Origin of the sequence: Pseudomonas qingdaonensis, from assembly GCF_018398475.1 — a bacterium.
In the GTDB taxonomy this organism is placed as follows: Bacteria; Pseudomonadota; Gammaproteobacteria; order Pseudomonadales; family Pseudomonadaceae; genus Aquipseudomonas; species Aquipseudomonas palmensis.
Genome location: NZ_CP074676.1, coordinates 5468146 through 5493393, shown reverse-complemented (window position 1 = coordinate 5493393; position 25248 = coordinate 5468146). Strand labels below are relative to the sequence as shown.

At 64.4% G+C, this 25248-nt stretch carries 21 protein-coding genes and 1 pseudogene; 12 read left to right on the top strand and 10 right to left on the bottom strand.

Annotated elements, in window-relative coordinates; all coding sequences use genetic code 11:
• The first annotated feature begins 351 nt into the window (after nucleotides 1-351).
• Complete coding sequence (gene gbdR / locus KH389_RS25180; protein ID WP_043860362.1) at nucleotides 352-1455, top strand: choline metabolism transcriptional regulator GbdR; 1104 nt, start codon at nucleotides 352-354, stop codon at nucleotides 1453-1455.
• 102 nt (nucleotides 1456-1557) lie between these two features.
• On the opposite strand, the gene KH389_RS25175 is transcribed toward gbdR, so the two are convergent.
• The 5 genes from KH389_RS25175 to KH389_RS25155 all read right to left on the bottom strand — a co-directional run bounded on the left by KH389_RS25175 (nucleotide 1558) and on the right by KH389_RS25155 (nucleotide 5412).
• Complete coding sequence (locus KH389_RS25175) at nucleotides 1558-1818, bottom strand: hypothetical protein (protein WP_043860361.1); 261 nt, start codon at nucleotides 1816-1818, stop codon at nucleotides 1558-1560.
• Nucleotides 1819-1948: 130 nt separating this feature from the next.
• A complete protein-coding gene (locus tag KH389_RS25170) occupies nucleotides 1949-2368 on the bottom strand; it encodes a DUF3010 family protein (RefSeq protein WP_043860360.1) in 420 nt (139 codons plus the stop codon).
• An 8-nt stretch (nucleotides 2369-2376) separates the two neighbouring features.
• Nucleotides 2377-2787, bottom strand: coding sequence for a lysozyme inhibitor LprI family protein (locus KH389_RS25165; protein WP_213606449.1), 411 nt, complete (start codon nucleotides 2785-2787; stop codon nucleotides 2377-2379).
• Between the two features lie 88 nt (nucleotides 2788-2875).
• Entirely contained in the window at nucleotides 2876-3847 is a 972-nt protein-coding gene (locus KH389_RS25160; protein WP_116052369.1) for a hypothetical protein, read from the bottom strand.
• 8 nt (nucleotides 3848-3855) lie between these two features.
• Nucleotides 3856-5412: an AAA family ATPase gene (locus KH389_RS25155; RefSeq protein WP_185061955.1), complete on the bottom strand. Its 1557-nt coding sequence runs from the start codon at nucleotides 5410-5412 to the stop codon at nucleotides 3856-3858.
• Between the two features lie 246 nt (nucleotides 5413-5658).
• On the opposite strand from KH389_RS25155, the gene KH389_RS25150 reads away from it, so the two are divergent.
• From KH389_RS25150 to etfB, 6 genes are all read left to right on the top strand, one after another.
• The gene (locus KH389_RS25150; protein WP_043860376.1) at nucleotides 5659-6636 is read left to right on the top strand and encodes a dipeptidase; all 978 of its coding nucleotides are present in this window, start codon (nucleotides 5659-5661) and stop codon (nucleotides 6634-6636) included.
• Nucleotides 6637-6687: 51 nt separating this feature from the next.
• Complete coding sequence (locus tag KH389_RS25145) at nucleotides 6688-7218, top strand: 4-vinyl reductase (RefSeq protein ID WP_054916693.1); 531 nt, start codon at nucleotides 6688-6690, stop codon at nucleotides 7216-7218.
• Nucleotides 7219-7233: 15 nt separating this feature from the next.
• Nucleotides 7234-9294: a dimethylglycine demethylation protein DgcA gene (gene dgcA / locus KH389_RS25140; RefSeq protein WP_213606447.1), complete on the top strand. Its 2061-nt coding sequence runs from the start codon at nucleotides 7234-7236 to the stop codon at nucleotides 9292-9294.
• Nucleotides 9295-9452: 158 nt separating this feature from the next.
• Entirely contained in the window at nucleotides 9453-11402 is a 1950-nt protein-coding gene (gene dgcB / locus KH389_RS25135) for a dimethylglycine demethylation protein DgcB (protein ID WP_043860356.1), read from the top strand.
• Nucleotides 11399-12619, top strand: coding sequence for an electron transfer flavoprotein subunit alpha (gene etfA, locus KH389_RS25130; RefSeq protein WP_043860355.1), 1221 nt, complete (start codon nucleotides 11399-11401; stop codon nucleotides 12617-12619). The genes dgcB and etfA overlap by 4 nt, the downstream gene beginning before the upstream one ends.
• 10 nt (nucleotides 12620-12629) lie before the next feature.
• Nucleotides 12630-13400, top strand: a complete 771-nt coding sequence (gene etfB, locus KH389_RS25125; protein WP_043860354.1) for an electron transfer flavoprotein subunit beta — start codon at nucleotides 12630-12632, stop codon at nucleotides 13398-13400.
• Between the two features lie 712 nt (nucleotides 13401-14112).
• On the opposite strand, the gene gbcA is transcribed toward etfB, so the two are convergent.
• On the bottom strand, nucleotides 14113-15405 hold the full coding sequence (gbcA, locus tag KH389_RS25120; RefSeq protein WP_104572846.1) for a glycine-betaine demethylase subunit GbcA: 1293 nt from the start codon (nucleotides 15403-15405) through the stop codon (nucleotides 14113-14115).
• Nucleotides 15406-15687: 282 nt separating this feature from the next.
• On the opposite strand from gbcA, the gene gbcB reads away from it, so the two are divergent.
• Complete coding sequence (gene gbcB, locus KH389_RS25115; protein ID WP_043863626.1) at nucleotides 15688-16788, top strand: glycine-betaine demethylase subunit GbcB; 1101 nt, start codon at nucleotides 15688-15690, stop codon at nucleotides 16786-16788.
• On the opposite strand, the gene KH389_RS25110 is transcribed toward gbcB, so the two are convergent.
• From KH389_RS25110 to KH389_RS25100, 3 genes are all read right to left on the bottom strand, one after another.
• Complete coding sequence (locus KH389_RS25110) at nucleotides 16785-17630, bottom strand: nitrilase-related carbon-nitrogen hydrolase (protein WP_078480831.1); 846 nt, start codon at nucleotides 17628-17630, stop codon at nucleotides 16785-16787. The genes gbcB and KH389_RS25110 overlap by 4 nt on opposite strands.
• Entirely contained in the window at nucleotides 17627-19048 is a 1422-nt protein-coding gene (locus KH389_RS25105) for a purine-cytosine permease family protein (RefSeq protein ID WP_244988661.1), read from the bottom strand. The genes KH389_RS25110 and KH389_RS25105 overlap by 4 nt, the downstream gene beginning before the upstream one ends.
• A 382-nt stretch (nucleotides 19049-19430) precedes the next feature.
• Complete coding sequence (locus KH389_RS25100) at nucleotides 19431-21056, bottom strand: methyl-accepting chemotaxis protein (protein WP_043863629.1); 1626 nt, start codon at nucleotides 21054-21056, stop codon at nucleotides 19431-19433.
• 278 nt (nucleotides 21057-21334) lie between these two features.
• Between KH389_RS25100 and KH389_RS25095 the strand changes: the two genes are divergently transcribed.
• The 4 genes and pseudogenes from KH389_RS25095 (at nucleotide 21335) to KH389_RS27885 (ending at nucleotide 23961) form a co-directional block, all read left to right on the top strand.
• Nucleotides 21335-21565 (top strand): hypothetical protein, encoded by a 231-nt coding sequence (locus KH389_RS25095; RefSeq protein ID WP_043863630.1) that lies wholly within the window; start codon nucleotides 21335-21337, stop codon nucleotides 21563-21565.
• Nucleotides 21562-21864 (top strand): cell division protein ZapA, encoded by a 303-nt coding sequence (locus KH389_RS25090; RefSeq protein WP_043863631.1) that lies wholly within the window; start codon nucleotides 21562-21564, stop codon nucleotides 21862-21864. The genes KH389_RS25095 and KH389_RS25090 overlap by 4 nt, the downstream gene beginning before the upstream one ends.
• 159 nt (nucleotides 21865-22023) lie before the next feature.
• Nucleotides 22024-23052: pseudogene (locus KH389_RS27890) on the top strand (cache domain-containing protein); the annotation flags it as partial.
• A 171-nt stretch (nucleotides 23053-23223) separates the two neighbouring features.
• A complete protein-coding gene (locus KH389_RS27885) occupies nucleotides 23224-23961 on the top strand; it encodes a methyl-accepting chemotaxis protein (protein WP_370409087.1) in 738 nt (245 codons plus the stop codon).
• Nucleotides 23962-24045: 84 nt separating this feature from the next.
• Here the strand turns inward: KH389_RS27885 and KH389_RS25080 are convergent, their stop codons facing one another.
• Nucleotides 24046-25089, bottom strand: coding sequence for a threonine aldolase family protein (locus KH389_RS25080; protein ID WP_213606444.1), 1044 nt, complete (start codon nucleotides 25087-25089; stop codon nucleotides 24046-24048).
• Nucleotides 25090-25248: the final 159 nt, after the last annotated feature.

Sequence of the window (25248 nt, the reverse complement as noted above, 5' to 3'; positions counted from 1 at the left end):
TGCGTTTTGGCGCGCCCCGGCCGATGGCGATTCACTGGCCAGGCCACCCCTTCCAGCACGCGCGGTGACACCGCGCGTTGTCGTTTCTGGGCATCCTTCCCACAAGTGCTACCCAATTTCACAACGGGACTACAGACAGGCTTTGGCCCGGCCTTTTGCGTTTAAAAGCGACCCTGCGGGCGTGGGCGAACTAGACACATCGCGATGTCGTTTTCAGGTGTTGTTGAATGCGTATTCAAGTTTGGGCATGGCATTTGCGTTGGGTTTGGCAAAGCCCCTGCAATCGAACCGGGGCCATGACAAAAAGCCCGAGCCTGAGGCACACCCTGCATTGTGTGAGGAGAGATCGCGATGACGTCGTACAACTCCGCAACCCCAAACCAGAACCGCACCCCCCAATCCATCGGTTTCCTGCTGCTGGACAACTTCACGCTGATCTCCCTGGCCTCCGCGGTCGAGCCGCTGCGCATGGCCAACCAGTTGTCGGGTCGCGAGCTGTATCGCTGGAGCACACTGAGCGTGGATGGCGGTCAGGTGTGGGCCAGCGACGGCCTGCAGATCACTCCTGATTCGGCGATGCATGCGGCGCCGGCGATGGACACCGTGATCGTGTGTGGCGGCATCGGCATCCAGCGCACCGTGACCCGTGAACATGTGACCTGGCTGCAGAGCCAGGCCCGCCAGTCGCGTCGGCTGGGGGCGGTGTGTACCGGCAGCTGGGCGCTGGCCTGTGCGGGGCTGCTCGATGGCTTCGATTGCAGCGTGCACTGGGAGTGCCTGGCCGCGATGCAGGAGGCCTTCCCGCGGGTGAGCATGAGCACGCGCCTGTTTACCCTGGACCGCAACCGCTTCACCAGCTCGGGCGGCACCGCGCCGCTGGACATGATGCTGCACCTGATCAGCCGCGATCATGGCCGCGAGCTGTCGGCGGCGATCTCGGAGATGTTCGTGTACGAGCGTATCCGCAACGAGCAGGACCACCAGCGCGTGCCGCTCAAGCACATGCTCGGTACCAACCAGCCCAAGCTGCAGGAAATCGTGGCGCTGATGGAGGCCAACCTCGAAGAGCCGATCGACCTGGACGAACTGGCGGTGTACGTGGCGGTGTCGCGGCGTCAGCTGGAGCGGTTGTTCCAGAAGTACCTGCATTGTTCGCCGTCGCGCTATTACCTGAAGCTGCGGCTGATTCGTGCGCGGCAGCTGCTCAAGCAGACGCCGATGTCGATCATCGAGGTGGCGTCGGTGTGCGGGTTCGTGTCCACGCCGCACTTTTCCAAGTGCTACCGGGAATACTTCGGGATACCGCCGCGTGATGAGCGGGTAGGCTCGAACACGGCCCAGCAGGTGGCGATGATGCCGCTGCCGCAGGCGCTGGTGCTGTCGCCGCTGGCCGGGCCGATGTCGGCGCTGAGTCAGGCGCGCAATGAGTCGACGTTTGCCAGTGTGAGGCTGTAGACCAGGCCGACCGCATCGCAGGTCAAGCCCGCTCCCACCGGTACATCGCTGCTCTGAAGGGCAGTGAAGCGCCTGTGGGAGCGGGCTTGGCCCGCGATGGGGTCAACCGTGAAGGCTTTTGTGGTTCGCCAGCGCCGGCAGCAACTGCTTGTCGATCGCCTGGCGCACCGCCGGCAGGATCGTCGCGCTGCCGGTGTACAACTGCTCCACCAGGCCGCGCAGGGCCCGGGCGCGTTCCGCGCTCAAGCCGCGTACCGCACATTCGCAGGCCTGCTCGGCGCTGGCGCCGGCAGGCATCTCGAAGCCCAGGGCGCGCAGTTGGCCCAGCAGGTCGTCCTGATCGATCAAATCGGCGTGCATCATGGCGGTTGTCCTTGTTCGAGGCGAAGGGTGCCCCGATTCTGGGAGCGCTGCGCGGTGGCGACAAGGGGCATGGCCGGCATACCTATGAACAGGTCGTTTTTGGCTAGATCAGTGACGTGCGCAGGCGCCCTCAGCCGCGCTTGAGCAGCGCCGCACAGGCGCTCTTGTAGGCCTCATGCTGATACTTGTTCAGCGTTCCCGGCAGCTCGAGATTGTGCTTCTTGGCCTGGGCGCTGACGGTCTGTGGCGACACCAGCTCCACCGTGCAGTTGTCCAGCAACTGCAGCACGCCCTCGATCTTGAAGGTGGTCGGGCCGCCGGCAAAGTCGCCCTTCTTGCTGCGCTTCTTGATCGCCAATTGCCCGATGCCATGCTCGCTGACAAAGGCTCTGACCTGTGCGGCGAATGCCTTTACCTGGGCGGCATCCTCGTCATCCTCCAGGCCGATCTTCTTGGTGGCCACGCCAACGTGCACGGGCTGGCCGGCGTCCAGGCTGGCCACGGCCAGCAGGGCTTCGCTGCCCTTGATTTCGATGCCGCAGATTTTCATGGGGTGCCTCAATCGGAGTTTTGCAGGCCAAGGGACTGCAGGTATTCGGAGCGGTCGTCGCTGCGTTGCGCCAGGCAGGTGTTCAGTGCGGCGTCGTACTCCTTGCCCGGTGTGCTGTCGAAGGTCTCGACCTTGCAGTCGGCGTCGCGTACTTGCTTCCACAGGTTCTGGGCGGCGTTCAGGCGGCTGCTCAGTTCGGTGATCTTCGCACCCTGGCCGGCATACTGTTCCTTGATGCGTTCGAGCAGGTCGCCGAAGGCGGCGTTCAGCTCGCGTTCGGCAACCGTACGGCTGTAGGCGGCGCAGGCGTAGTTCTGCTGGGCCGTCTCGACGTTGTCGCACGGGGTGGGAGCGTCACTTTCCTCGGCGTGCACGGCAAAGGCCAACGGCGCCAGCAGCAGCCATACCATCGATTTCATCAGCGACATCCTCGCAACCGGTGTGTGGAAGGTGGGGGTCGATTCTCGCTCAGTGCCAGGCTAAATGACAGAGACCCGTCGCCCGACGCTAAGCGGTTTCATTCAGGTCCTCCCAGCCTCGATGAAACTGGTCGAAAAGATCGGCGTACATCTTGCCCAAAGGGTACTCCCTGTACTCCGAGCGCTCGAAACGCAACAGGCGGGTACGCAGCGTTACCTGCTCCAGGTCCAGGTATTCGCCCGGGTCCCAGCGGCTGGCCGTGTTCAGGTTGCTCAACAGGGCCTCGATAGCGAATTGGGCGGCGATGAAATTGATGCCTTCCTTGCTGAACCGGGCATAACGCTGGCGCAGGGCAAACAGCGAGACGCTGTTGCGGGTCAGGTCACAATCGGCACGGGGCTGCAGTTCTACGCACAGCGAGCCCTGGATGGCATCAAACGCCATGAGCACCGAAACAAAGTCGTGTTCCGGGTGGTAGCACTCGAAGTTGACGGACTCCTGGTCGAAATAAGGGTGCAAGTGCTTGTGGAGGAAGAAGTCCGCTTCGCCTTTGAGCGACGAGTTGCACGCGTAGCAACTGGGGATGAGATTGGCGAGGGTCAGGCCCAGGTGCGGGTAAAGCGCCTTGGGATAAAAGTGGTCGAGCGTTGGACGCATCGCCCCCTGGCCGTCCCTGAACAGGGTGTGCGCATAGTTGTAGTTGCAGTACGGGCAGGTGGCGAGTTGCGAGCTGGCACACAAGGCGTAGGCGTCCCAGTGGTCAGGCATGGGCTTTCGGGGTTTGGCACTGAACGTGTCGTAATTGAACACGCGCTTGAGGTCGCTGAGCAGATCGGCGTAGACCTCATCCGTCATGAACTGCCGACAGTCCAGCAACTCATGAATGGACCATTCCATTTGCGCGCGGCTGTCCGAGAGGATGGCCTTTTCGACATCAGCCACAAAGGTGCGGCTGTACCAGTTCTTTGCCTTGGGACGATCGTTGTTGACGAACGCCGTAATCCGTTCCTGCAGGTACTGCGTATGCCGCGGCCTTGCCGCACGCCAGTTGTCGGGCATGGAAATGATCATTGGCTTTGGTGCTCTGTGTGCGGCACCAGGCGCTGCAGTTCGCGCTGGATGATCGGGTCGTCCACCACCGATATCAGGTACTTCTCCTGAGGGCCATATGTGCCGGCTTTCAGCGCGGCAATCGCGGCATTAATCCGGCGCACGGCGAATTCGCCGATAGTGACAGCGCCGAAGGAGCGGTTGAGGATGGCGTGCAGCGGTGCGGCAAAGGAGGGCGAGGTGGTGTCGGGCTCGATGAAGTCATCGTTGCTCGCGGCCCGGCCTTTGTTTTGCGCGTGGTCCTCCAGGTTCAACTGGCACACAAATTCGCCGGGCACATCGGAAGCCAGCAGCGGGGAATGGGAGGCGATGATCAATTGCAGGAGGGTCAGTCCGAAGGTGTGCTTGCACTCGCTGAGAAATTTGTTCATTTGCCAGATGTACTTGCGTTGCCACGCCAGGTGCAAAAAGGCGTCGCCTTCATCGATCAGCACCAGCAGTTTGGTGATCGGCTCGCGCGGGGAGGCGCGGTTGCCGGCTGGCGGCGCGGCCAGGCGCTTGATCGCTTCGTACAGGGAAATGATCTGGTTGAAGATCGCCCATTGGCCGGAGCTCATGCCAGGCAGGACCATTTCGAACGGCCCTTCCCGATCCGAGGCAAAATGCAGGCGCTCCTGCTCATTGGTCAAGGCGTACTGGTACACGCCACGTGGGCCTTTTTCGAATGCGAAGTTGTCCAGGCGTTCGAGGATGTACCTGAACAGGCGGCGGCTTCCCACGTGTTTCTTTTGTTGCAAGGAGCCAGGGTCAATGTGCTGGAAGTAGCTTGAGGGCAAGTGTTCGTCGATCAGCGCGATGTAGCTCAGAATGTCGTAGTTCTGTTTCTGCATGTGGTGGAACGTGGCGCAGAGTGCCGTCAGGACGTTTGATGCCGCGGGCTCCCTCGTGCGCAGGTCGTCCAGCACATAGCCACTCAGAAGGCTAAGTTCACGCTTGTACTGATTCTGCAGGTACGTCAGCTCGCGCTGATCGCCGTTGAAGTCGGAAAACCGCTCCAGGCGCGCCTTCAGATCGCGTATCGATCGCAGCTGCGGCTGGTGGCGCTTGCTGGCATAGCGGCCCTTTTCATCCTCCACCAGTGCCAAGGCCAGAAAATCACCGACCTTTTTTTCATCTGCACGCAATTTGACCAGCAGGTTTATCTTCAGCCCGAAGCTCTCGATGATTTCGCGGTGTTCATACAGTTGAAGCAGATCCTGCTCCCGACGCTGTGATGCATCGACAAAGTGCTTCTGCGCGCGAAAGGCGATCCGGTTCTGCACCGGCGTGTAATACACAACGCCCCAGTCCTGAGGCTTGCGCTGATCGACATAGTTGAACACCAGTTGGCAGTCACTGCCGAAATCCGGCAGCCTGCGGCTGGCGAACTGCTCTACCGTGCGCTGCAGAAAGCGGCTCTTGCCCGACCCGTTGGGCCCGATGATCAGCGACACCGAATCAATGTCGAACAGGTTGAAGCTTTCCCGCGTGCGCAGGTGAAGGACGTGGCCGTCCTGTTCGATCGACGTCAGCATGGTCTGGCATTCCTTGTCTGAACACGACGCCGGGCGGGCGTCGGGCAAACCGCTATTTGAGCCGATTCTTGCGCGTCGCGAAAGCGGCCAACGGCCAATGGCCATGCCGGCCTTTGTCGCACCTTGACGTTTTCGGCAATTCCCCTGTCGTTTTTGCATCCTGGCGACCTGGCGCCTAGGCATATGCTGGCCCCAAAGCGCCGGCAGACGATTCGGCGCCGCAACGTCATACAAGGGGACAGCCTGATGAGCCCGGCCGAATTGCACGCAGACAGCATCGTTATCGACGGGCTGATCATCGCCAAGTGGAACCGCGAGCTGTTCGAGGACATGCGCAAGGGCGGCCTCACTGCCGCCAACTGCACTGTCTCGGTGTGGGAGGGCTTTCAGGCCACCATCAACAGCATCGTCGCCAGCCAGAAGCTGATTCGCGAAAACAGCGACCTGGTACTGCCGGTACGCACCACCGCCGACATCCGCAAGGCCAAGGAGCAGGGCAAGACCGGCATCCTCTTCGGCTTCCAGAACGCCCATGCCTTCGAGGACCAGCTCGGCTACGTGGAGATCTTCAAGCAGCTGGGCGTGGGCATCGTGCAGATGTGCTACAACACCCAGAACCTGGTGGGTACCGGCTGCTATGAGCGCGACGGCGGGTTGTCCGGCTTCGGTCGCGAAATCGTCGCCGAGATGAACCGCGTGGGGGTCATGTGCGACCTGTCCCACGTCGGCTCCCGAACCAGCGAGGAAGTCATCCTCGAATCGAAAAAGCCGGTGTGCTATTCCCACTGCCTGCCCTCCGGGCTCAAGGAGCACCCGCGCAACAAGTCCGATGCCGAGTTGAAGTTCATCGCCGACCATGGCGGCTTTGTCGGCGTGACCATGTTCGCGCCGTTTCTGGCCAAGGGTATCGACGCGACCATCGACGACTACGCCGAGGCCATCGAATACACGATGAACCTGGTGGGTGAAGACGCCATCGGCATCGGCACCGACTTCACCCAGGGCCACGGCCAGGACTTCTTCGAGTACCTGACCCACGACAAGGGCTATGCGCGCCGCCTCACCAGCTTCGGCAAGATCATCAACCCGCTGGGCATCCGCACCGTGGGCGAATTTCCCAACCTCACCGAAACCCTGCTCAAGCGCGGCCACCCCGAGCGGGTGGTGCGCAAGATCATGGGCGAGAACTGGGTCAATGTCCTGAAAGACGTCTGGGGCGAGTAACCCCACGCCTCACCCAGCCGCATCCTTTTTCTTTTATGGAGTTCAGTTTCCATGGCCAAGATCGCCCCGCAATTGCCCATCGAAGTCGACAGCGAAACCGGTGTGTGGACCAGCGACGCGCTGCCGATGCTGTACGTGCCGCGACATTTCTTCGTCAACAACCACATGGGCATTGAAGAGGTGTTGGGCGCCGACGCCTACGCCGAGATTCTGTACAAGGCCGGCTACAAGTCGGCCTGGCACTGGTGCGAGAAGGAGGCCGAATGCCACGGCCTGCAGGGCGTGGCGGTGTTCGAGCACTACATGAAGCGCCTGTCGCAACGCGGCTGGGGGCTGTTCACGATCCAGGACATCGACCTCGACAGGGGTACCGCCAGCGTCAGGCTCGAACACTCGGCCTTCGTCTATGTGTACGGCAAGGTCGGGCGCAAGGTCGACTACATGTTCACCGGCTGGTTCGCCGGCGCCATGGACCAGATCCTGGCGGCCCGCGGCAGCCCCCTTCGCACGGTCGCCGAGCAGGTCTACGGCGGTTCGGAACACGGCCACGACGACGGCCTGTTCATCGTCAAGCCCCTGTAAGTCGAGGAACCCGCCATGGCTTTCGAAGCAATGTTCCAGCCGCTGCAGATCGGCAAGCTGACCATCCGCAACCGGGTACTGAGCACCGCACACGCCGAGGTGTACGCCACCGACGGCGGCATGACCACCGAGCGCTACGTGAAGTACTACGAAGAGAAGGCCAAAGGCGGTATCGGCCTGGCCATCTGCGGTGGTTCGTCGGTAGTGGCCATCGACAGCCCGCAGCAGTGGTGGGCCTCGGTCAACCTGGCCACCGACCGCATCATCCCGCACTTCCAGAACCTGGCCGACGCCATGCACAAGCACGGCGCCAAGATCATGATCCAGATTACCCACATGGGCCGGCGCTCGCGCTGGGACGGCTATCACTGGCCGACCCTGATGTCGCCCTCGGGCATCCGCGAACCGGTGCACCGCGCCACCTGCAAGACCATCGAGCCGGAGGAGATCTGGCGCGTGATCGACAACTACGCGCAGGCCGCGCGCCGCGCAAAGGAAGGCGGGCTGGACGGGGTGGAACTGTCGGCAGTGCACCAGCACATGATCGACCAGTTCTGGAGCCCGCGGGTCAACAAGCGCACCGATGAATGGGGCGGCAGCTTCGAGAACCGCATGCGCTTCGGCCTGGAAGTGCTCAAGGCGGTGCGCGAGGAAGTCGGCCCCGACTTCTGCGTGGGCATGCGCATCTGCGGCGACGAGTTCCACCCCGATGGCCTCAGCCACGAGGACATGAAGGAAATCGCCAGGTACTACGACGCTACCGGCATGCTGGACTTCTTCGGCGTGATCGGCTCGGGCTGCGACACCCACAACACCCTGGCCAACGTGATCCCCAACATGAGCTTCCCGCCCGAGCCGTTCCTGCACCTGGCGGCGGGCATCAAGGAGGTGGTGAGCGTGCCGGTGATGCACGCGCAGAACATCAAGGACCCCAACCAGGCCACGCGCATTCTGGAGGGCGGCTACGTGGACATGGTCGGCATGACCCGCGCGCACATCGCCGACCCGCACCTGATCGCCAAGATCAAGATGGGCCAGATCGACCAGATCAAGCAGTGCGTGGGCGCCAACTACTGCATCGACCGCCAGTACCAGGGCCTGGACGTGCTGTGCATCCAGAACGCCGCCACTTCGCGGGAATACATGGGCGTGCCGCACATCATCGAGAAATCCACCGGCCCCAGACGCAAGGTGGTGGTGGTCGGTGCCGGCCCGGCCGGCATGGAGGCGGCGCGGGTGGCGGCCGAGCGTGGGCATGACGTGACCCTGTTCGAGAAGAAGGAGGCGATCGGCGGGCAGATCAGCATCGCCGCCAAGGCTCCGCAACGCGACCAGATCGCCGGCATCACGCGCTGGTACCAGCTGGAGCTGGCGCGGCTGAAGGTCGACCTGCGCCTGGGTACGGCGGCGGACGTCGACACCCTCATGGACCTGCGCCCCGACGTGGTGGTGCTGGCGGTGGGCGGGCACCCGTTCATCGAGCAGAACGAGCACTGGGGCGCGGCCGAGGGCCTGGTGGTCAGCAGCTGGGACGTGCTCGACGGCACGGTGGCGCCGGGCAAGACCGCGCTGGTGTACGACACCATCTGCGAATTCACCGGCATGTCGGTGGCGGATTTTCTGGCCGACAAGGGCAGCCAGGTGGAGATCGTCACCGACGACATCAAGCCGGGAGTGGCGATTGGCGGCACCTCGTTCCCCACCTACTACCGCAGCCTGTACCCCAAGGAAGTGATCATGACCGGCGACCTGATGCTGGAGAAGGTCTACCGCGAGGGCGACAAGTTGGTGGCAGTGCTGGAGAACGAATACACCGGGGCACGGGAGGAGCGGGTGGTCGACCAGGTGGTGATCGAGAACGGTGTGCGCCCCGACGAGACCCTGTACTACGCACTCAAGGAGGGCTCGCGCAACAAGGGCCAGATCGATGTGGAGGCGCTGTTCGCGATTGAGCCGCAGCCGATATTGAGCCAGCCGGGGGAGGGGTACCTGCTGTACCGGATCGGCGATTGCGTGGCGCAGCGCAACACCCATGCGGCGATCTACGACGCCTTGCGCCTGTGCAAGGATTTCTGATCGCTCTGTGAACCGATTGTCCCGGTCGCTCGGGCTTTTTGTGGGAGCGGGCTTGACCCGCGATGCAAGCACTGCGGTGTGTCAGGCGTGCCGCCATCGCGGGTCAAGCCCGCTCCCACAGTGTGTGCAACCGATCATATCGAGTGTGGGAGCTTCCCATGTTGAACACCCTGCTACCCCTGCTGCTGTTTGCCGCCCTCGGCCTGGCCGTGCTCGGCGCGCTGCGGCGCGTGCGGATGTGGCGCCAAGGCCGGCCATCGCGGGTCGAGCTGCTCAAGGGCCTGCTGGCCATGCCACGCCGGTACATGGTCGACCTGCACCACGTGGTTGCCCGCGACAGGTACATGGCCAACACCCACGTCGCCACCGCCGGCGGCTTCGTGCTGGCCGCCGTACTGGCGATCCTGGTGCACGGTTTCGGCCTGCACAACCGCCTCCTCGGCTACGCCCTGCTGGTGGCCACCGCCTTGATGTTCGGCGGTGCGCTGTTCGTCTACAGGCGCCGGCTGAACCCGCCCGCGCGCCTGTCCAGAGGCCCCTGGATGCGCCTGCCGAAAAGCCTGCTGGTGTTTTCCGCCAGCTTCTTCATCGCCACTCTGCCGGTAGCCGGCATCCTGCCCGAAGGTACCGGTGGCTGGGTGCTGGTGGCCTTGCTCGGGCTGGGCGTGCTGTGGGGTGTGAGCGAGCTGTTCTTCGGCATGACCTGGGGCGGGCCGATGAAGCACGCCTTCGCCGGTGCCCTGCACCTGGCCTGGCACCGGCGCGCCGAACGCTTCGGCGGCGGACGCTCCACCGGGCTCAAGCCGCTGGATCTGCAAGACCCGAGCGCACCGCTGGGTGTGGAAAAACCCAGGGACTTCACCTGGAACCAGTTGCTTGGCTTCGACGCCTGCGTGCAATGCGGCAAATGCGAGGCCGCGTGCCCGGCGTTCGCCGCCGGCCAGCCACTGAACCCGAAAAAACTCATCCAGGACATGGTGGTGGGCCTGGCGGGTGGCACCGATGCGAAGTTTGCCGGCAGCCCGTACCCCGGCAAACCGCTCGGCGAACACGGCGGCAACCCGCACCAGCCGATCGTCGACGGCCTGGTGGATGCCGACACGCTGTGGTCGTGCACCACCTGTCGGGCGTGCGTGGAAGAGTGCCCGATGATGATCGAGCACGTGGATGCGATCGTCGACATGCGTCGCCACCTGACCCTGGAAAAAGGCGCCACGCCGAACAAGGGCGCCGAGGTGCTGGACAACCTGATCGCCACCGACAACCCCGGCGGCTTCGCCCCGGGCGGGCGCATGAACTGGGCCGCCGACCTCGACCTCGAGGTGCTGGGCGAGGTGCACGGCACCGACGTGCTGTTGTGGGTGGGTGACGGCGCCTTCGACATGCGCAACCAGCGCACCCTGCGCGCCTTCGTCAAGGTGCTCAGGGCGGCCAATGTAGGCTTTGCCGTGCTTGGCCTGGAGGAACGCGACAGCGGCGACGTGGCCCGCCGGCTGGGCGACGAGGCCACCTTCCAGCAACTGGCCCGGCGCAATATCCGGACCCTGGCGCAGTACCGCTTCACGCGCATCGTCACCTGCGACCCGCACAGCTTCCATGTACTGAAGAACGAATACGGCGCGCTGGGCGGGCACTACCAGGTGCAGCATCACAGCAGCTTCATCGCCGAGTTGATCGCCGCCGGCCGCCTCGACCTGGCGCCGCACAAGGGCGCCAGCGTGACCTATCACGACCCGTGCTACCTGGGCCGCTACAACGGCGAGTACGAGGCGCCGCGCCAGGTGCTGCGTGCGCTGGGCATCGAGGTGCGCGAGATGGCGCGCTCCGGCTTTCGCTCGCGTTGCTGCGGCGGCGGTGGCGGTGCGCCGATCACCGACATTCCGGGCAAGCAGCGCATTCCCGACATGCGCATGCAGGACATCCGCGAGACCGCCGCCGAGGTGGTGGCCGTGGGCTGCCCGCAGTGCACCGCGATGCTCGAAGGCGTGGTCGAACCACGCCCGCAGATCAAGGACCTGGCCGAGCTGGTGGCCGACGCGCTGCGTGAAGCGACGGTTGCCAGCACGCCGGTAGCAAGCCAACCAGAACCTGCGCAGGTGGACCCATGAGCGACATCATCCGGCGTGACCCGCGTGCCGAGTGGATTGCACGCAACCGTCTGCACCCGCTGCACGCAGCCATGCAGGCCCAACAGACGCAGTGGATGGGGCCCAATGGCGTGCTGCGCAAGAACCCGCATGCGGTGGGTTTCATCGGCCCCAATGGGATCAAGCGCATCGATCGCAGCGGCGCCAGCCAGGGCGCTACGAGCAAGCGCAGCGCCGCCGCCGAGGTGCTGGTGCCGCTGCATCAGGTGCCGTTGCCGGCGTTCTACATCGTGGTGGTGCCGGACATGGTCGGCGGGCGCCTGAGCAGCCACGACCGGGATGTGCTCGGGCTGGCCCACGGCCTGGCCGGCAGCGACGGCGCGGTGCTGGCAGTGGTGTTTGGCGAGCACAAGGAAACCGCCTTCGGCACGTTCGGCGTCGACCGCCTGCTGCAGATCGACGGTGACGCGTTCGCAGGTTATGCACCGGAGCAGCGGGTGCAAGGCCTGCGGGCTGTGGATAACCAGTTCAACCCGCGCCACTGGCTGCTGCCCGACAGCCGCAGCGGTGGCGGCGAGCTGGGCCGGCGCCTTGCCGCGGCGCTGGGCGAGCGCCCGGCCACGCGAGTGTGGCAGGTCAAGGACGGGCTGTGCAGCGGGCGCGCCGGGGCTGGCCAGCAGGACCTGGTACGCGGGCTGGCGCGCCTGATCCTGGCGGCGGCCGAATGTGCGGAGCCGGTCAGCGAAACCCGCCATGAAGCCCTGCCGGTGGAGTTGTCCACAGGCGCGGCGCGCAGCCTGGCGCGTATCGAAGACCTCGGACCGGTGCCGGTGGACCCGGCCACCATCGCCATGGCCGAGGCCGAATTCATCCTGTCGGGCGGCAACGGGGTCAAGGACTGGGCACTTTTCCACAGGGCCACCGCCGCGCTGGGGGCCACCGAAGGGGCCTCGCGGGTGGCGGTGGACGATGGCTTCATGCCGCGCAATCGCCAGGTGGGGGCCACCGGTACCTGGGTCACGGCGCGGGTGTATGTGGCTGTGGGTATCTCCGGGGCGATCCAGCATCTGCAGGGCATCGGTGCCTGCGACAAAGTGGTGGCGATCAACCTGGACCCCGGCTGCGACATGATCAAGCGTGCCGACCTGGCGGTCATCGGCGACAGCGCGGCGATTTTGCAGGCGCTGATCGAGGCTGTGGACAACTATCGCAACAGCGCCCGGCGCGATGCGGCCTGAGGGGGCATTCATGAACACCAAGGTCATCAGCCTGGTCTCGATCGGCGCCCACCCCACCTCGGGGCGCATGCGCCGCGCCGAACAGGATGCGCGGGCTGTGGAACTGGGGTTGCAACTGGCTGGGGATAACCTGCAGGTGCTGCATGCCGGCGACCCGCACGAGCCTGCGCTGCGCGCGTACCTGGGCATGGGGCTGGCGCAGCTGGACGTGTTGCAGCAGCCCGCAGGCGCCGATGTGCTGGGCGTGCTCGGTGACTACCTGCGCGAGGCGGGGGCGCAGTTGGTGCTGAGCGGCAGCCAGGCCGAAACCGGCGAAGGCTCGGGCATGCTGCCGTTTCTGCTGGCCGAGCGCCTGGGTTGGCCGCTGGTGGTGGGGCTGGCGCAGGTGGAATCCATCCACAATGGCGTGGCCCAGGTGCTGCAGGCCCTGCCACGGGGGCAGCGGCGCCGCCTGAGCGTGCGCCTGCCGATGCTCGCCACTGTGGATAACGCCGCGCCGGTGCCGCGCCAGAGCGCCTATGGGCCGGCGCAACGCGGGCTGTTGGCGGCCCATGAGGTGGCGGTGGTGGAGGACGAGTTATTCACAGATGCTGTATTGCAGCCGGCCAGACCCCGGCCCAAACGCCTCAAGGTAATCAAGGCCAAGAGCGGTGCCGACCGCATGAAAGCCGCCACGGCGAAGGCCAGTGGCGGCGGTGGACAGGTACTCAAGGGCGTGACCCCGAGCGAAGGCGCCGAGGCGATCCTGAAGCTGTTGGTGGAGGAGGGTGTGCTGCGCTGAAGGGTTGTGCACAAAGTCTGTTGGCGGTTCTGTGGATAAAGTGTTTGCCTATGGCTGCAGGCCACGTAATACGTGGCCTGCAGGCTATTGTTCAAATAGTGATCAATGCACGCCGCGAATTTTTCGCGGTTTTTTCATGCCCGTCGTTCAGCGAGACGGCAGTTTTGCTCACAATCCTTGTTGGCGGCTCTGTGGATAATCTGTTCGGACATGGCTGCAGGCCACGTGGTTAAAGGTGTTCAGCTATTTGATCAAAAAACGCACAAAACCTCGTCAATCCACCGCGAAATACTCACGCGGCAGCGAAAATCGGGGGTTTCGGCGGTTTATCCACATGGGTTTTGCAAAGAGGGATACTTGCACACAAAGTCTGTTGGCGGCTTTGTGGATAAGGTGTTCGTGCAGTGCTGGGGGGCACGTATTCAAAGGCTTACAGAGGTTTGATCACTTTTTGATCTATTGCACGCTGTGGATTGAAGGGCGCTGGGCGGAAGTTTTCCACAAGGGTTGCCCACAATTGCTGTGGGTGTGGCTGTGGATAAAGTGTTGGTGGAGTAGGTATGGGGCAGTAGGGGCTGGGGTTTGCGGGTGTTGTTCAAAATTTGTACAGTTGGCACCGGCCTCATCGCGGGCCAAGCCCGCTCCCACAAGATCTACGCGGCCCTTGTGGGAGCGGGCTTGACCCGCGATGGGCCGCAAAGCGGCCCCAGTATTACTGCGCCGCCACACCTTTGAGATACGGCGCCGGCGCCGCGCCCAGGTTGCTCAGCATCCGCTCGCTGTACCAGTCCACGAAATTCACCACGCCAAACTCGTAGGTTTTCGAATACGGCCCCGGCTGGTACGCCGTCGAGTTGATGCCGCGCTGGTTCTCTTCGGCCAGGCGCCGGTCCTGGTCGTTGGTCGCGTCCCACACCTGGCGCATGCGTGCCGGGTCGTAGTCCACGTCCTCAACCGCATCCTTGTGCACCAGCCACTTGGTGGTGACCATGCTCTCCTGGGCACTGATCGGCCATACCGTGAACACGATGATGTGATCACCCATGCAGTGGTTCCACGAATGCGGCAGGTGCAGGATGCGCATCGAGCCCAGGTCGGGGTTCTGGATGCGCCCCATCAGTTTCTGGCAGCCCAGCTTGCCGTCCAGGGTCATCGACAGCGTGCCCTTGAGCAGGGGCATGCGCACGATACGGTTGCGCAGGCCGAAGCTGGCATGCGCATAGGGGATCTTCTCCGCGTCCCACGCCGCAGCGCTGGCCGCCACGTGATCCTTGAACGCCTGGTCGGCGCGCGGGTCGGTGACGTCGTCCCATTCGAGCAGGGTCTTGAGCAGCTCCGGGTGCGAGGCGTTGCAGTGGTAGCACTCGCGATTGTTCTCCAGCACCAGCTTCCAGTTGGCCTTTTCCATCAGGGTGGTCTGCACCGCCACCTTGGTGTTCTCCATGTCGTAGGGCTCCATGTAATGGGCCAGGGTGGTGAGGAAGTCATCGATGGCCGGCGGGTTGTCGGCCAGGCTGACGAAGATGTAGCCACCGGCGGTCTTCACGTTCACCGGCTTGAGACCGTACTGCTGCATGTCGAAGTCGTCGCCCATCTCGGTGCCGGCGAACAGCAGCCGCCCGTCCAGCTCGTAGGTCCACTGGTGGTAGTGGCACACCAGCTTGGCCACCTTGCCCTTGTCGCTGGTACACAGGCGCGAGCCACGGTGGCGGCACACGTTGTGGAAGGCATGCACCTTGCCCTCGGCACCGCGGATCACGATGATCGGGTTCTTGCCGATCTGCAGGGTCAGGTAGTTGCCCTTGGCCGGGATCTCGCAGGTCATGCCTGCAATCAGCCATTCCTTGTGGAAAATCTCCTGCATGTCGATCTGGAACAGCCGCTCATCGGTGTAGAAGGGTTGCGGCAGCGAGAAGGTGCGCTCGCGGGTCTGCAGCATGTCGGCGGTGGCCTTGCGTGCAGCGTCCAGTGGGTCGCCCAGGCTCAAGGTTGCGGTGACGTCCATCGTTCAGGTCCTCATGGCCCGTGCGGGCCGCGAAAGTGGCTAATCGTTCGTGTGGCGACGCAGGGCTCAGACAGCAGGTTGATGTGCGATGGAGTGTGCGTTCGCCCGCGCCGGCAACCATGCCCATGGGCGACATGGCCAGATCCGTTTCCGACGCGCGAGCCCTTGTGGGCGGGGGCTGGTCGCGATAAGTACGCCGATGTCGCGAACAGGAATGTGCGCCGCCTGCACCTTGCGCATCATCGTCGCCATAACAGGCCCCGATCGGCCGCGGAGACGAGCATGTCGAACAACTTCCTCAACCCGGTGACCACTCAGACCTGGGCCAACGGCCGGCATACCGTGCGCTGCGTCAAGGTCATTCAGGAAACCTGGGATGTGCGCACCTTCTGCTTCATGGCCGACCAGCCGATCCTGTTCTTCTTCAAGCCCGGGCAGTTCGTGACCCTGGAGCTGGAAATCGACGGTCAGCCGATCATGCGCTCGTACACCATCTCCAGCTCGCCCTCGGTGCCCTACAGCTTTTCGGTGACCATCAAGCGCGTACCCGGCGGCAAGGTTTCCAACTGGCTGCACGACACCCTGCATGAAGGCCAGGAGCTGGCCGTGCACGGGCCGGTGGGGTTGTTCAACGCGATGGACTTCCCCAGCCCCAGGGTGCTGTACCTGAGCGGCGGGGTGGGCATCACCCCGGTGATGTCCATGGCGCGCTGGTTCTATGACACCAATGCCAATGTCGACATGGTGTTCGTGCACAGCGCGCGTTCGCCCAAGGACATCATCTACCACCGCGAGCTGGAGCACATGGCCTCGCGGATCGACAACTTCAGCCTGCACATCATCTGCGAGAAGCATGGCCTGGGCGAGGCATGGGCCGGTTATCGCGGCTACCTGAACCAGAAGCTGATGGAGCTGATCGCGCCCGATTACCTGGAACGCGAGATCTTCTGCTGCGGGCCCACGCCCTACATGAACGCGGTCAAGCGCATGCTCGAAGCCAGCGGCTATGACATGCAGCGCTACCATGAGGAGTCGTTCGGCGCCACGCCGCCCGAGGCCAAGGCCGATGCGGTAGAGAACGCCGAGCAGGCCGCCGAGGCCGCCGAAGTGGACGTGGCCGACCAGCACCAGGTGGAGTTCACCGCCAGCGGCAAGAGCATCCGCGTGGCGCCGGGCGAGACGGTGCATGCGGCAGCCGCCAAGCTCGGGCTGATGATCCCCAAGGCCTGCGGCATGGGTATCTGCGGCACCTGCAAGGTGCTCAAGCTGGGTGGCGAGGTGGACATGGAGCACAACGGCGGCATCACCGAGGACGACGAGGCCGAAGGCTATATCCTGTCGTGCTGCAGCGTGCCGCGTGGTGACGTGCGCATCGAGTTCTAGTCGCGCAGCAGCTCGTGGTACAGCGCAGGGCGCCGGTCGGCCAGCACGTGGTTGTGGTCGCTGATCTGCTTGTCCAGTGCCTGGCCCAGCCTGATGTCGGCCAGCAGCAGCTGCTTCTTGCCGACACGCTTGCCGCCCTTGAGCACATAGCCGTCGGCATCGGTGAGGGTCGAGCCGCCCACCCAGCCAACCCCGCGCTCCTCGCCACAGCGGTCGCAGGCAATGACGAACAGCCGGTTGACCGAGGCGCTGGCCTGAACCCGGATGACCTCGGCCGGGCGCTGGAAGCCGGGCCGGGAGGTGTCCGGCCAGTTCACCGGTGCGCACAGCAGCTGGGCACCGCGCAGCGCCGCCAGGCGCACCCATTCGGGAAACTCCAGGTCGTAGCAGATCATCATGCCGATGCGCCCAAGGTGGGTGTCCACCACCGGCGGCGGCTCGCTGCCGGGGGTGAAGATCTGCGTTTCGCGGTCCCACAGGTGGGCCTTGCGGTAGAAGGTGCGTCGGCCGTCGGGCTCGATCAGCACCGAGCTGTTGGCCACCTGGCCGTCGGGCAGGCGCTCGCAGAAGCCGCCCACCACGATGATCTGGTACTTGGCGGCCTGCCGGGCCCAGGCCTCGAGGGTCGGCCCGTCACGGGGCTCGGACAGCGCGTGGGCCTCTTCGCGGTCGTAGAACGCGTAGCCGCTCTGCGCCAGCTCGGGCAGTACCAGCAGTTGCGCGCCGCGCTCGGCGGCCTCGGCGATGGCCACCCGGGTACGGTCGAGGTTGTAGCTTGGATTGGCAATGGTGGGCGCCAACTGGTAGCACCCGACACGCACGGTTTGCGGGGATGGGGTCATGGCTGCGGCGCCTTGCGCTCGGCGACCGGGGGCGGCGGGATGCCGGGCAGGTGGCGCATCAGGAGCCAGTACAGCAGGGCCGAAACGATGAAGCCGGGAACGAAGGCCAGGTCGGCGCCGGACAACGCCACCGCCACCGGCCCTTGCACGCCGGCCAGCGACACGAAGGGCAGCATCGCCAGCAGCCCCCCCAGGTAGGCCAGGATGCCGGGCCAGGCCCACTGGCCGTATTCGCCCGCCGGGTCGAACATGGCCGGGATCACGTAGTTGCCTTTGCGCAACAGGTAGTAGTCGGTGAGGTTGATTGCGCTCCAGGGCACCAGTACATACAGCATCAGTTGCAGGAACAGGTTGAAGCTGTCGAGGTAGCTGTCGGGCAACGCGATGGCGGTGAGGTACACCAGCGCGCCAATGCCGCCCAGGCCCAGGGCGCGTCCGGCCAGCCCCGGCGCCAGCGGGCGAAACGCGGTGATCGCGCTGATGCCGGTCAGCAGCGCGCCGTAGCAGTTGACGGCCATGATGCCCACCAGCGCCGGCACCGCCATCAGGATCGCGAAGGTGCCGAAGCCGGGCAGGAAGCGGTTGCCCAGGTGTTGCAGGCTGCTGATGGCTTCGGGCGCCACCACTGCCGAGGCTACCAGCGCGCCCAGCGACATCAGCCACACCGCAGAGCCCGCGGCGCCCAGATAGGTCCACAGCACCACCTTGCGCGCCGAGGTGCTGGGCGGCAGGTAGCGCGAGTAGTCCGAGACATACACCGAGTAGCTGATCTGGTAGCCGGCGGCGGCCGACAGCTGGATGAGAAAGCCCGACCAGGAAAACTGCAGCTGGCGCTGAACGGTGTCGGCCTCCAGCAACAGCAGCGCTGCCAGGGTGAGCAGGCCGAACACGCCGATCAGCAGGTAGGTGAGCCAGCGCTGCACGGTGTGCAGCAGGTCGTGCCCGACCACGGCGATCACCACGGCCACCGCGATCAGCAGTGCGTACCAGAAGGCATCGCTGCCCGGCAGCACAGTGGTCAGCGCATCGGTGGCCAGGATCACGTTGAACACGTTGAAGCCGATGTACACGCACACCACCGCCATGAACGGCAGCACGGCGCCTCGCAGGCCGAACTGGGCACGGGACTGGATCATCTGTGGCAGGCCAAGGCGCGGGCCCTGGTTGGCATGCAGGGCCATGCACAGGGTGCCCAGGGCCACCCCGAGCAGGATCGCCAGCACCGCCTGCCAGGCGGCCAGACCCAGGGCGGGCCCGACGAAGCCGGTGACCATGGTGGTGAGTACGAAGTTGCCGGTGAACCAGAAGGGGCCAAGGTGCCAGGCCTTGCCGTGACGCTCGTCGAGGGGCACCGGGTGGATGGTACGGGTTTCTATCTTCAGGCCTGACGTTTCAGGTGCAGGTGCCGCATTGTTCATGGCGTTCCCAGGCATTCGGGCGAAAGTTTCAATGCTGATGAGGTTAGATGAAGCTGCAACTAACGGAACAACGACACACTTTCAGCGAGCGCGCAGGTACTTGCCTGAAAGTGTCTGTAATGTCCGATGTAGAGCCATTCTGATTTGTAAACTGGTATTTATGCCAGTCTGCAATGCGGGGAGGTTATTGCGAAAAGTTATCGTGCGGCGTGAGGTTTTTTATGCCGAAGTTAAAGTGCAGTGAATATTCCTACTTAATATTAGGAATAGTTTGTGAGCAACTTTAGATAAGTCTGACGAGATAGTGTTTTCGACGGCGAGCGGGGGCCGATCGAAAAAAACCGGGCGCCCGGCGCGCACTGCGCCGGGGCCCGGTGGCGACCTACACGCTGAAGCGTGCGACCAGGCCGTTCAGGCCCACCGCCAGGCGAGACAGTTCGGCACTCGCGGCGCTGGTCTGGTGCGCCCCGGTGGCCGACTGCACCGACAGGTCGTTGATGTTCACCAGGTTGCGGTCCACTTCGCGGGCCACCTGGGCCTGCTCTTCGGCGGCGCTGGCGATCACCAGGTTGCGTTCGTTGATTTCGGCCACCGCGGTGGTGATGGTCTCCAGCGACAGGCCGGCGCCGCGGGCGATGCTCAGGGTCGACTCGGCGCGTTCGGTGCTGTGGCGCATCGAGTTCACCGCCTGTTCGGTACCGCCCTGGATGCTGCCGATCATGCGCTCGATTTCGCTGGTCGACTGCTGGGTCCGGTGGGCCAGAGCGCGCACTTCGTCGGCGACCACGGCGAAGCCGCGCCCGGCTTCACCGGCACGCGCCGCCTCGATGGCGGCGTTGAGGGCCAGCAGGTTGGTCTGGTCGGCCAGGCCGCGGATCACATCGAGCACCTTGCCGATGTCACGCGACTCGCCGGCCAGGTTGCCGATAAGCTCGGCAGTACCCTGCACGTCGGCACTCATGCGCTCGATGGCGCTGACGGTCTCCATGACCAGGTCGCGACCGTCGCCGGCCGAGCGGGTGGCCTGCTTGGACGCCTCGGATGTGCTCACCGCGTTGCGTGCCACTTCTTCCACCGCGCTGGTCATCTCGGTGACGGCAGTGGCGGCCTGCTGGATCTCGTTGTTCTGCTGCTGCAGGCCGCGTGCGCTTTCGTCGGTGACTGCATTCAGCTCTTCGGCCGCCGAGGCCAGCTGGGTGGCGGAGCCGGCAATCTGCTGCAGGGTGTCGCGCAGCTTGTGCTGCATCTTGCCCATGGCGTGCAGCAGGCGCGCCGCTTCGTCGGTACCGGTGGTGTTGATCGGTTTGGTCAGGTTGCCATCGGCGATCAGCTCGGCCGCCTGCAGCGCTTCGTCGATCGGCTTGACGATGCTGCGGGTGAGCAGCAGCGCGCACAGCAGGGTCAGTGCGGTGGCGGCCACCAGCAGCACGATCACCAGGGTGAAGGCCGTGTCGTATTGCGTGGCGGCGGTCTGGTTGGTCACACGGGTCTGATCGGTGTTGATCTTGACCAGGCGATCGGTGACTGCGCTGATCTGCTCGGAGTTGTCGAGCAGGTCGTGGTTGATCAGGCTGCGCAGTGCTTCCACATCACCGGCCTGCGACAGGCTTACCATGCGGTTTTCGAGCTGGCGGTACTGGTTGAGCAGCTGCACGTACTGGTTGTACGCGCCCCGTTCCTCGTCGCCTTCGATCAGTGGCTCGTAGGCCCGGCGCGCTTCGTCGATCTGGGCATTGCGCTTGGCCAGCAGTTGCACGGTGTCCTGCAGGGTGGCGGCTTCGCGGTTGAGCAGCAGGCGGTAGGACAACGTGCGCAGGCGCAGGGTGAGTTGGGTGAGCTGGTCGAGGTTGGTGATGCTGGGCACGCTGATCTGTTCGATGGCTTCGCCGGCCTTGCGTATCTGCCCCATCTGGTTGAGGGCAAAGATGCCCAATGCAAGCATCAGGGCGCCGATCAGCGAAAACCCCAGAAGTGCGCGCGGGGCGATGTTCATGTTACGTAATGACATGGTTTTATCCGGCAGGGAATAGGAATGCGCGCGGTCCATGCGTCGTGGGGCAACTCTTATTGCCTATCGGTCAAAGCAGGGCAGACTTGAGGGGGCATGTAACTAAATGTGAACCACCGGTCATTTTTTTCACCCCGGCATCCGACCAAGCGCTGGAACCGGTTGCCGATCGACGGGTCAATCTGCACCCGGTCGAGGCTCTGGCCCCGATATCCCTGGCGAGTGCGGTGAGATTTCTTTATCGTGTGCGCCCCCTGAAAAACCGTGAGAACGCAATCATGCTGGAAACATCCCTGAGTCAACTGGAGCAACTGGTCAACGACCTGGTGCAGAAGAACCTCGACCTGGCCGAGCGCAACGCGCAGCTGAGCGACGAACTGGCCCAGGCCAAGGACGAGAACGAAAGCCTGCAACTGAGCCTGATGGAGCAGGAAGAGAAGCAAGGTGCAACCGCCGCGCGTATCCAGGCGCTGGTTGAACGTGCCGGTGGCGGCGCCGTTACCGCATGAAGACCACCGCGCAGTCGATCAATGTCGTGTCGATAATGGGCAATGACTATTCGATCAAGGCCCCTGAAGGTCAGGAGCAGACCCTGGCGCAGGCGGTGCAGATGCTCAAGGCCTCCCTGGCCGATACCAAGCGCAAGTACCCGTCGCTGATCGGCGACAAGTTGCTGGTGCTGGCCGCCCTGAACCTGTGCTCGCAGCAGATCGAACTGCAACAGGCACATCAGGAAGCCCTCGACCGTTATCAAGAGCAAGTCAGCGCCACGGTCGACGTCATTGCCCGGACAATCGGCAACAGCTGATTTCCCCCTCGCGTGCATTCCCTCTTTACTGTGCTGGCTCACTGACCCCTGGGGGCAGTGAGCGGCCCGAGTGTGGCTGACTGCTAGCATTGTATTTTCTGTTGTATACAATTGGCCTGGTGTTCGCGGTACACGGCTGGTTTAACTCAGGGGAAATTCATGCAGTTCTGGCGGCGCAGTATCCAGTGGCAATTGATCGCAAGCATGGGCGCGGCCCTGGTGGCGAGCATTCTGATCGTGGTTGGTATCTACACCGTGGCGGTCAATCGACTGACCGAGCGCTACCTGGTGGAGACGGCGCTGCCGGCGAGCATCGAGGCCATGCGCAACGATATCGAGCGCATGTTGGGCCGGCCTCTGACGGCGGCGGCCGACATTGCCAACAACACCCTGTTGCGCGACTGGCTGGCAGCGGGGGAGCCCCCCGAACAGGCCGGTGCGTTCGTCGAGTACCTGGAGTCGGTGCGTGTGCACAACCAGGCGTTCACCGCGCTGTTCGCCGCCACGCGCAGCAATCACTACTACAACCAGGGCGGGCTGGACCGCACCTTGAGCCGCGACAACCCGAAGGACTCGTGGTTCTTCGGGTTCATCGACAGTGGCAAGCCGCGCCTGCTCAATATCGACACGGACATCAGCAGTGGCGACCTGGCGCTGTTCATCGACTTTCGGGTGGAAAAAGCCGGCCAGCTGGTGGGCATTGCCGGGCTGGGCCTGCGCATGACCGAGTTGTCCCAACTGATCCACGACTTCAGTTTCGGTGAGCGCGGCCGGGTGTTCCTGGTGCGCGGCGATGGACTGATCCAGGTGCACCCGCAGTCCGAGTTCAGCGGCAAGCGCCAGTTGGCCGAGCAGATCGGCGAAGGCGCCGCCCAGCGTGCGTTGACCCCGCACGAGGGCCTGCAGCAGAGCCGCTTCGAGCGCGATGGCGAGACCTACCTGGCCCTGAGCCTGCCGCTGCGCGACCTGAACTGGACCCTGGTGGCCGAGGTGCCCGAGGCGCAGATCTACGCCCAGGTGAACCAGGCCGTGTGGCTCACCAGCCTGATCGGCGCGGCGGTGGCGTTGCTGTCGCTGCTGCTGGTGGTATGGCTGGCGCGCGGCATCGTGCGCCCGCTGCGCCGGGTGACCGGTGCGCTGACCGCGATTGCCCAGGGCGGTGGCGACCTGACCCAGCGCCTGGACGAGTCGCGGGCCGATGAACTGGGCGACCTGGCCCGGGGTTTCAACCGTTTTCTGGACAGCCAGCGCGACCTGATCGGCGAGGTGCTGCGCACCACCGAGCACCTGCGCAGCGCCGTGGGGCAGGTGAGCGCGGTGGTGGAGGACACCGCCGCGCGCTCCCATCGCCAGCAGGAGATGACCGAGATGGTGGCCACTGCCGTGCACCAGATGGGCCTCACCGTGCAGGACATCGCGCAGAATGCCGGCCAGGCCGCGCACGCCTCGCAGACCGCGCGCACCGAAGCGTTGCAGGCGCGCGAGGTGGTGCAGCGCTCGATTGCGCACATCGAAGGCATGTCGGGCGAGATCGGCGTGGCGGCCAGTGCGGTTGGCCAACTGGCACAGGAGGTGGCGTCCATCGACGAGGTGCTGGCGGTGATCCGCAGCATTTCCGAGCAGACCAACCTGCTGGCGTTGAACGCGGCGATCGAGGCGGCGCGGGCCGGGGAGATGGGCCGTGGCTTCGCTGTGGTGGCCGACGAGGTACGTACCCTGGCCCAGCGAACCCAGGTGTCCACCGACGAGGTGCAGCAGATGATCCAGCGCCTCAAGCAGGGGGCGGGCAGCGCGGTGGCGTCGATGCAGGCGGGGCAGGCGGCGACCGGCACCGGCGTGGCGTCGAGCCAGCAGACCGGAGCGTCGTTGACCACCATTACCGGGCAGGTGGAGCACATCACCGACATGAACCTGCAGGTGGCCACTGCCACCGAGGAGCAGTCGGCAGTGACCGAGGAGATCAACCGCAACGTGCAGGGGATTTCCGACCTGGCGCGCCAGACGGTGGCGCAGGTGGAGGCGTGTCGGGTGGATTGCCAGGCGTTGCGCGGGCTGGCTGATGACCTGGCGCGGCAGATGGGTGGGTTCAGGCTCTAGATCAGGGTGATTGCTTCGCCGGCAAGGCCGGCTCCTACAGGTTGGCGGTGTCTGTAGGGGCCGGCCTTGCCGGCGAAGGGGCCATCAGCGACCCAGCGTTACTGCACGAATATCCGCCGCCAGCTCGCGCACCCGTGCCTCGTCGGTGTCCCACGAGCACATGAACCGTGCGCCGCCGCTGCCGATGAAGGTGTAGAACCGCCAGCCCTTGGCGCGCAGCGCTTCCAGTGCCGGCTCCGGCATCTGCAGAAACACCCCGTTGGCTTCTACCGGGAACATCAACTGCACCGCCGGGATGTCCGCCACCAGCCCGCTGAGCAACTGCGCGCAGTGGTTGGCGTGCTGCGCATGGCGCAGCCACGCACCGTCTTCGAGCAACCCTACCCACGGCGCCGACAGAAAGCGCATCTTCGACGCCAGTTGCCCGGCCTGCTTGCAGCGGTAGTCGAAGTCTTCGGCCAGCTTGCGGTTGAAGAACAGGATCGCCTCGCCCACCGCCATGCCGTTCTTGGTGCCGCCAAAGCACAGCACGTCGATGCCGGCCTTCCAGGTCAGTTCGGCCGGCGAGCAGCCCAGGAACGCGCAGGCATTGCTGAAGCGCGCGCCGTCCATGTGCAGGTTCAGGCCCAGCTCCTTGCAGGTGGCGCTGATCGCCTTGAGCTCTTCGGGCCGATACACGCTGCCCACTTCGGTGGCCTGGGTGATGGTTACCACGCGTGGCTTGGGGTAGTGGATGTCCTGGCGCTTGAGCGCCACTTCGCGGATGGACTCCGGCGTGAGCTTGCCGTTTTCGCTGCGGGCGGTGAGCAGCTTGGAGCCGTTGGAGAAGAACTCCGGCGCGCCGCATTCGTCGGTCTCGACGTGGGCGGTCTCGGAGCAGATCACGCTGTGGTAGCTCTGGCACAGGGACGACAGGGCCAGGGAGTTGGCGGCGGTGCCGTTGAAGGCGAAGAACACCTCGCAGTCGGTCTCGAACAGTTTGCGAAAGTGGTCGGAGGCCTTGGCGGTCCACTGGTCGTCGCCGTAGGCGCGTTCGTGGCCCTGGTTGGCCTTGTCCATCGCCGCCCAGGCTTCGGGGCAGATGCCGGAATAGTTGTCGCTGGCAAATTGCTGGCTTTTTTCTGTCATTGCACTGTCCTGTGGTCGACGCAGGCAAGCACTCTAAACCAACTATCAAATCGCCGACTACAAGGCCCATGTCGTAAACGCACCTTTGCGTGGCGTGCGCAGGCATCTGGACGGCCCGCGCCAGCCCTACCATCGCAGCCAAAGGGCGCTGTCCATGCC

Excerpts from the sequence above, each read along its gene's own strand:
- gbdR (WP_043860362.1), top strand. The coding sequence starts at position 352 with ATGACGTCGTACAACTCCGCAACCCCAAACCAGAACCGCACCCCCCAA.
- KH389_RS25175 (WP_043860361.1), bottom strand. The coding sequence starts at position 1,818 with ATGATGCACGCCGATTTGATCGATCAGGACGACCTGCTGGGCCAACTG.
- KH389_RS25170 (WP_043860360.1), bottom strand. The coding sequence starts at position 2,368 with ATGAAAATCTGCGGCATCGAAATCAAGGGCAGCGAAGCCCTGCTGGCC.
- KH389_RS25165 (WP_213606449.1), bottom strand. The coding sequence starts at position 2,787 with ATGAAATCGATGGTATGGCTGCTGCTGGCGCCGTTGGCCTTTGCCGTG.
- KH389_RS25160 (WP_116052369.1), bottom strand. The coding sequence starts at position 3,847 with ATGCCCGACAACTGGCGTGCGGCAAGGCCGCGGCATACGCAGTACCTG.
- KH389_RS25155 (WP_185061955.1), bottom strand. The coding sequence starts at position 5,412 with ATGCTGACGTCGATCGAACAGGACGGCCACGTCCTTCACCTGCGCACG.
- KH389_RS25150 (WP_043860376.1), top strand. The coding sequence starts at position 5,659 with ATGAGCCCGGCCGAATTGCACGCAGACAGCATCGTTATCGACGGGCTG.
- KH389_RS25145 (WP_054916693.1), top strand. The coding sequence starts at position 6,688 with ATGGCCAAGATCGCCCCGCAATTGCCCATCGAAGTCGACAGCGAAACC.
- dgcA (WP_213606447.1), top strand. The coding sequence starts at position 7,234 with ATGGCTTTCGAAGCAATGTTCCAGCCGCTGCAGATCGGCAAGCTGACC.
- dgcB (WP_043860356.1), top strand. The coding sequence starts at position 9,453 with ATGTTGAACACCCTGCTACCCCTGCTGCTGTTTGCCGCCCTCGGCCTG.
- etfA (WP_043860355.1), top strand. The coding sequence starts at position 11,399 with ATGAGCGACATCATCCGGCGTGACCCGCGTGCCGAGTGGATTGCACGC.
- etfB (WP_043860354.1), top strand. The coding sequence starts at position 12,630 with ATGAACACCAAGGTCATCAGCCTGGTCTCGATCGGCGCCCACCCCACC.
- gbcA (WP_104572846.1), bottom strand. The coding sequence starts at position 15,405 with ATGGACGTCACCGCAACCTTGAGCCTGGGCGACCCACTGGACGCTGCA.
- gbcB (WP_043863626.1), top strand. The coding sequence starts at position 15,688 with ATGTCGAACAACTTCCTCAACCCGGTGACCACTCAGACCTGGGCCAAC.
- KH389_RS25110 (WP_078480831.1), bottom strand. The coding sequence starts at position 17,630 with ATGACCCCATCCCCGCAAACCGTGCGTGTCGGGTGCTACCAGTTGGCG.
- KH389_RS25105 (WP_244988661.1), bottom strand. The coding sequence starts at position 19,048 with ATGAACAATGCGGCACCTGCACCTGAAACGTCAGGCCTGAAGATAGAA.
- KH389_RS25100 (WP_043863629.1), bottom strand. The coding sequence starts at position 21,056 with ATGTCATTACGTAACATGAACATCGCCCCGCGCGCACTTCTGGGGTTT.
- KH389_RS25095 (WP_043863630.1), top strand. The coding sequence starts at position 21,335 with ATGCTGGAAACATCCCTGAGTCAACTGGAGCAACTGGTCAACGACCTG.
- KH389_RS25090 (WP_043863631.1), top strand. The coding sequence starts at position 21,562 with ATGAAGACCACCGCGCAGTCGATCAATGTCGTGTCGATAATGGGCAAT.
- KH389_RS27885 (WP_370409087.1), top strand. The coding sequence starts at position 23,224 with ATGACCGAGATGGTGGCCACTGCCGTGCACCAGATGGGCCTCACCGTG.
- KH389_RS25080 (WP_213606444.1), bottom strand. The coding sequence starts at position 25,089 with ATGACAGAAAAAAGCCAGCAATTTGCCAGCGACAACTATTCCGGCATC.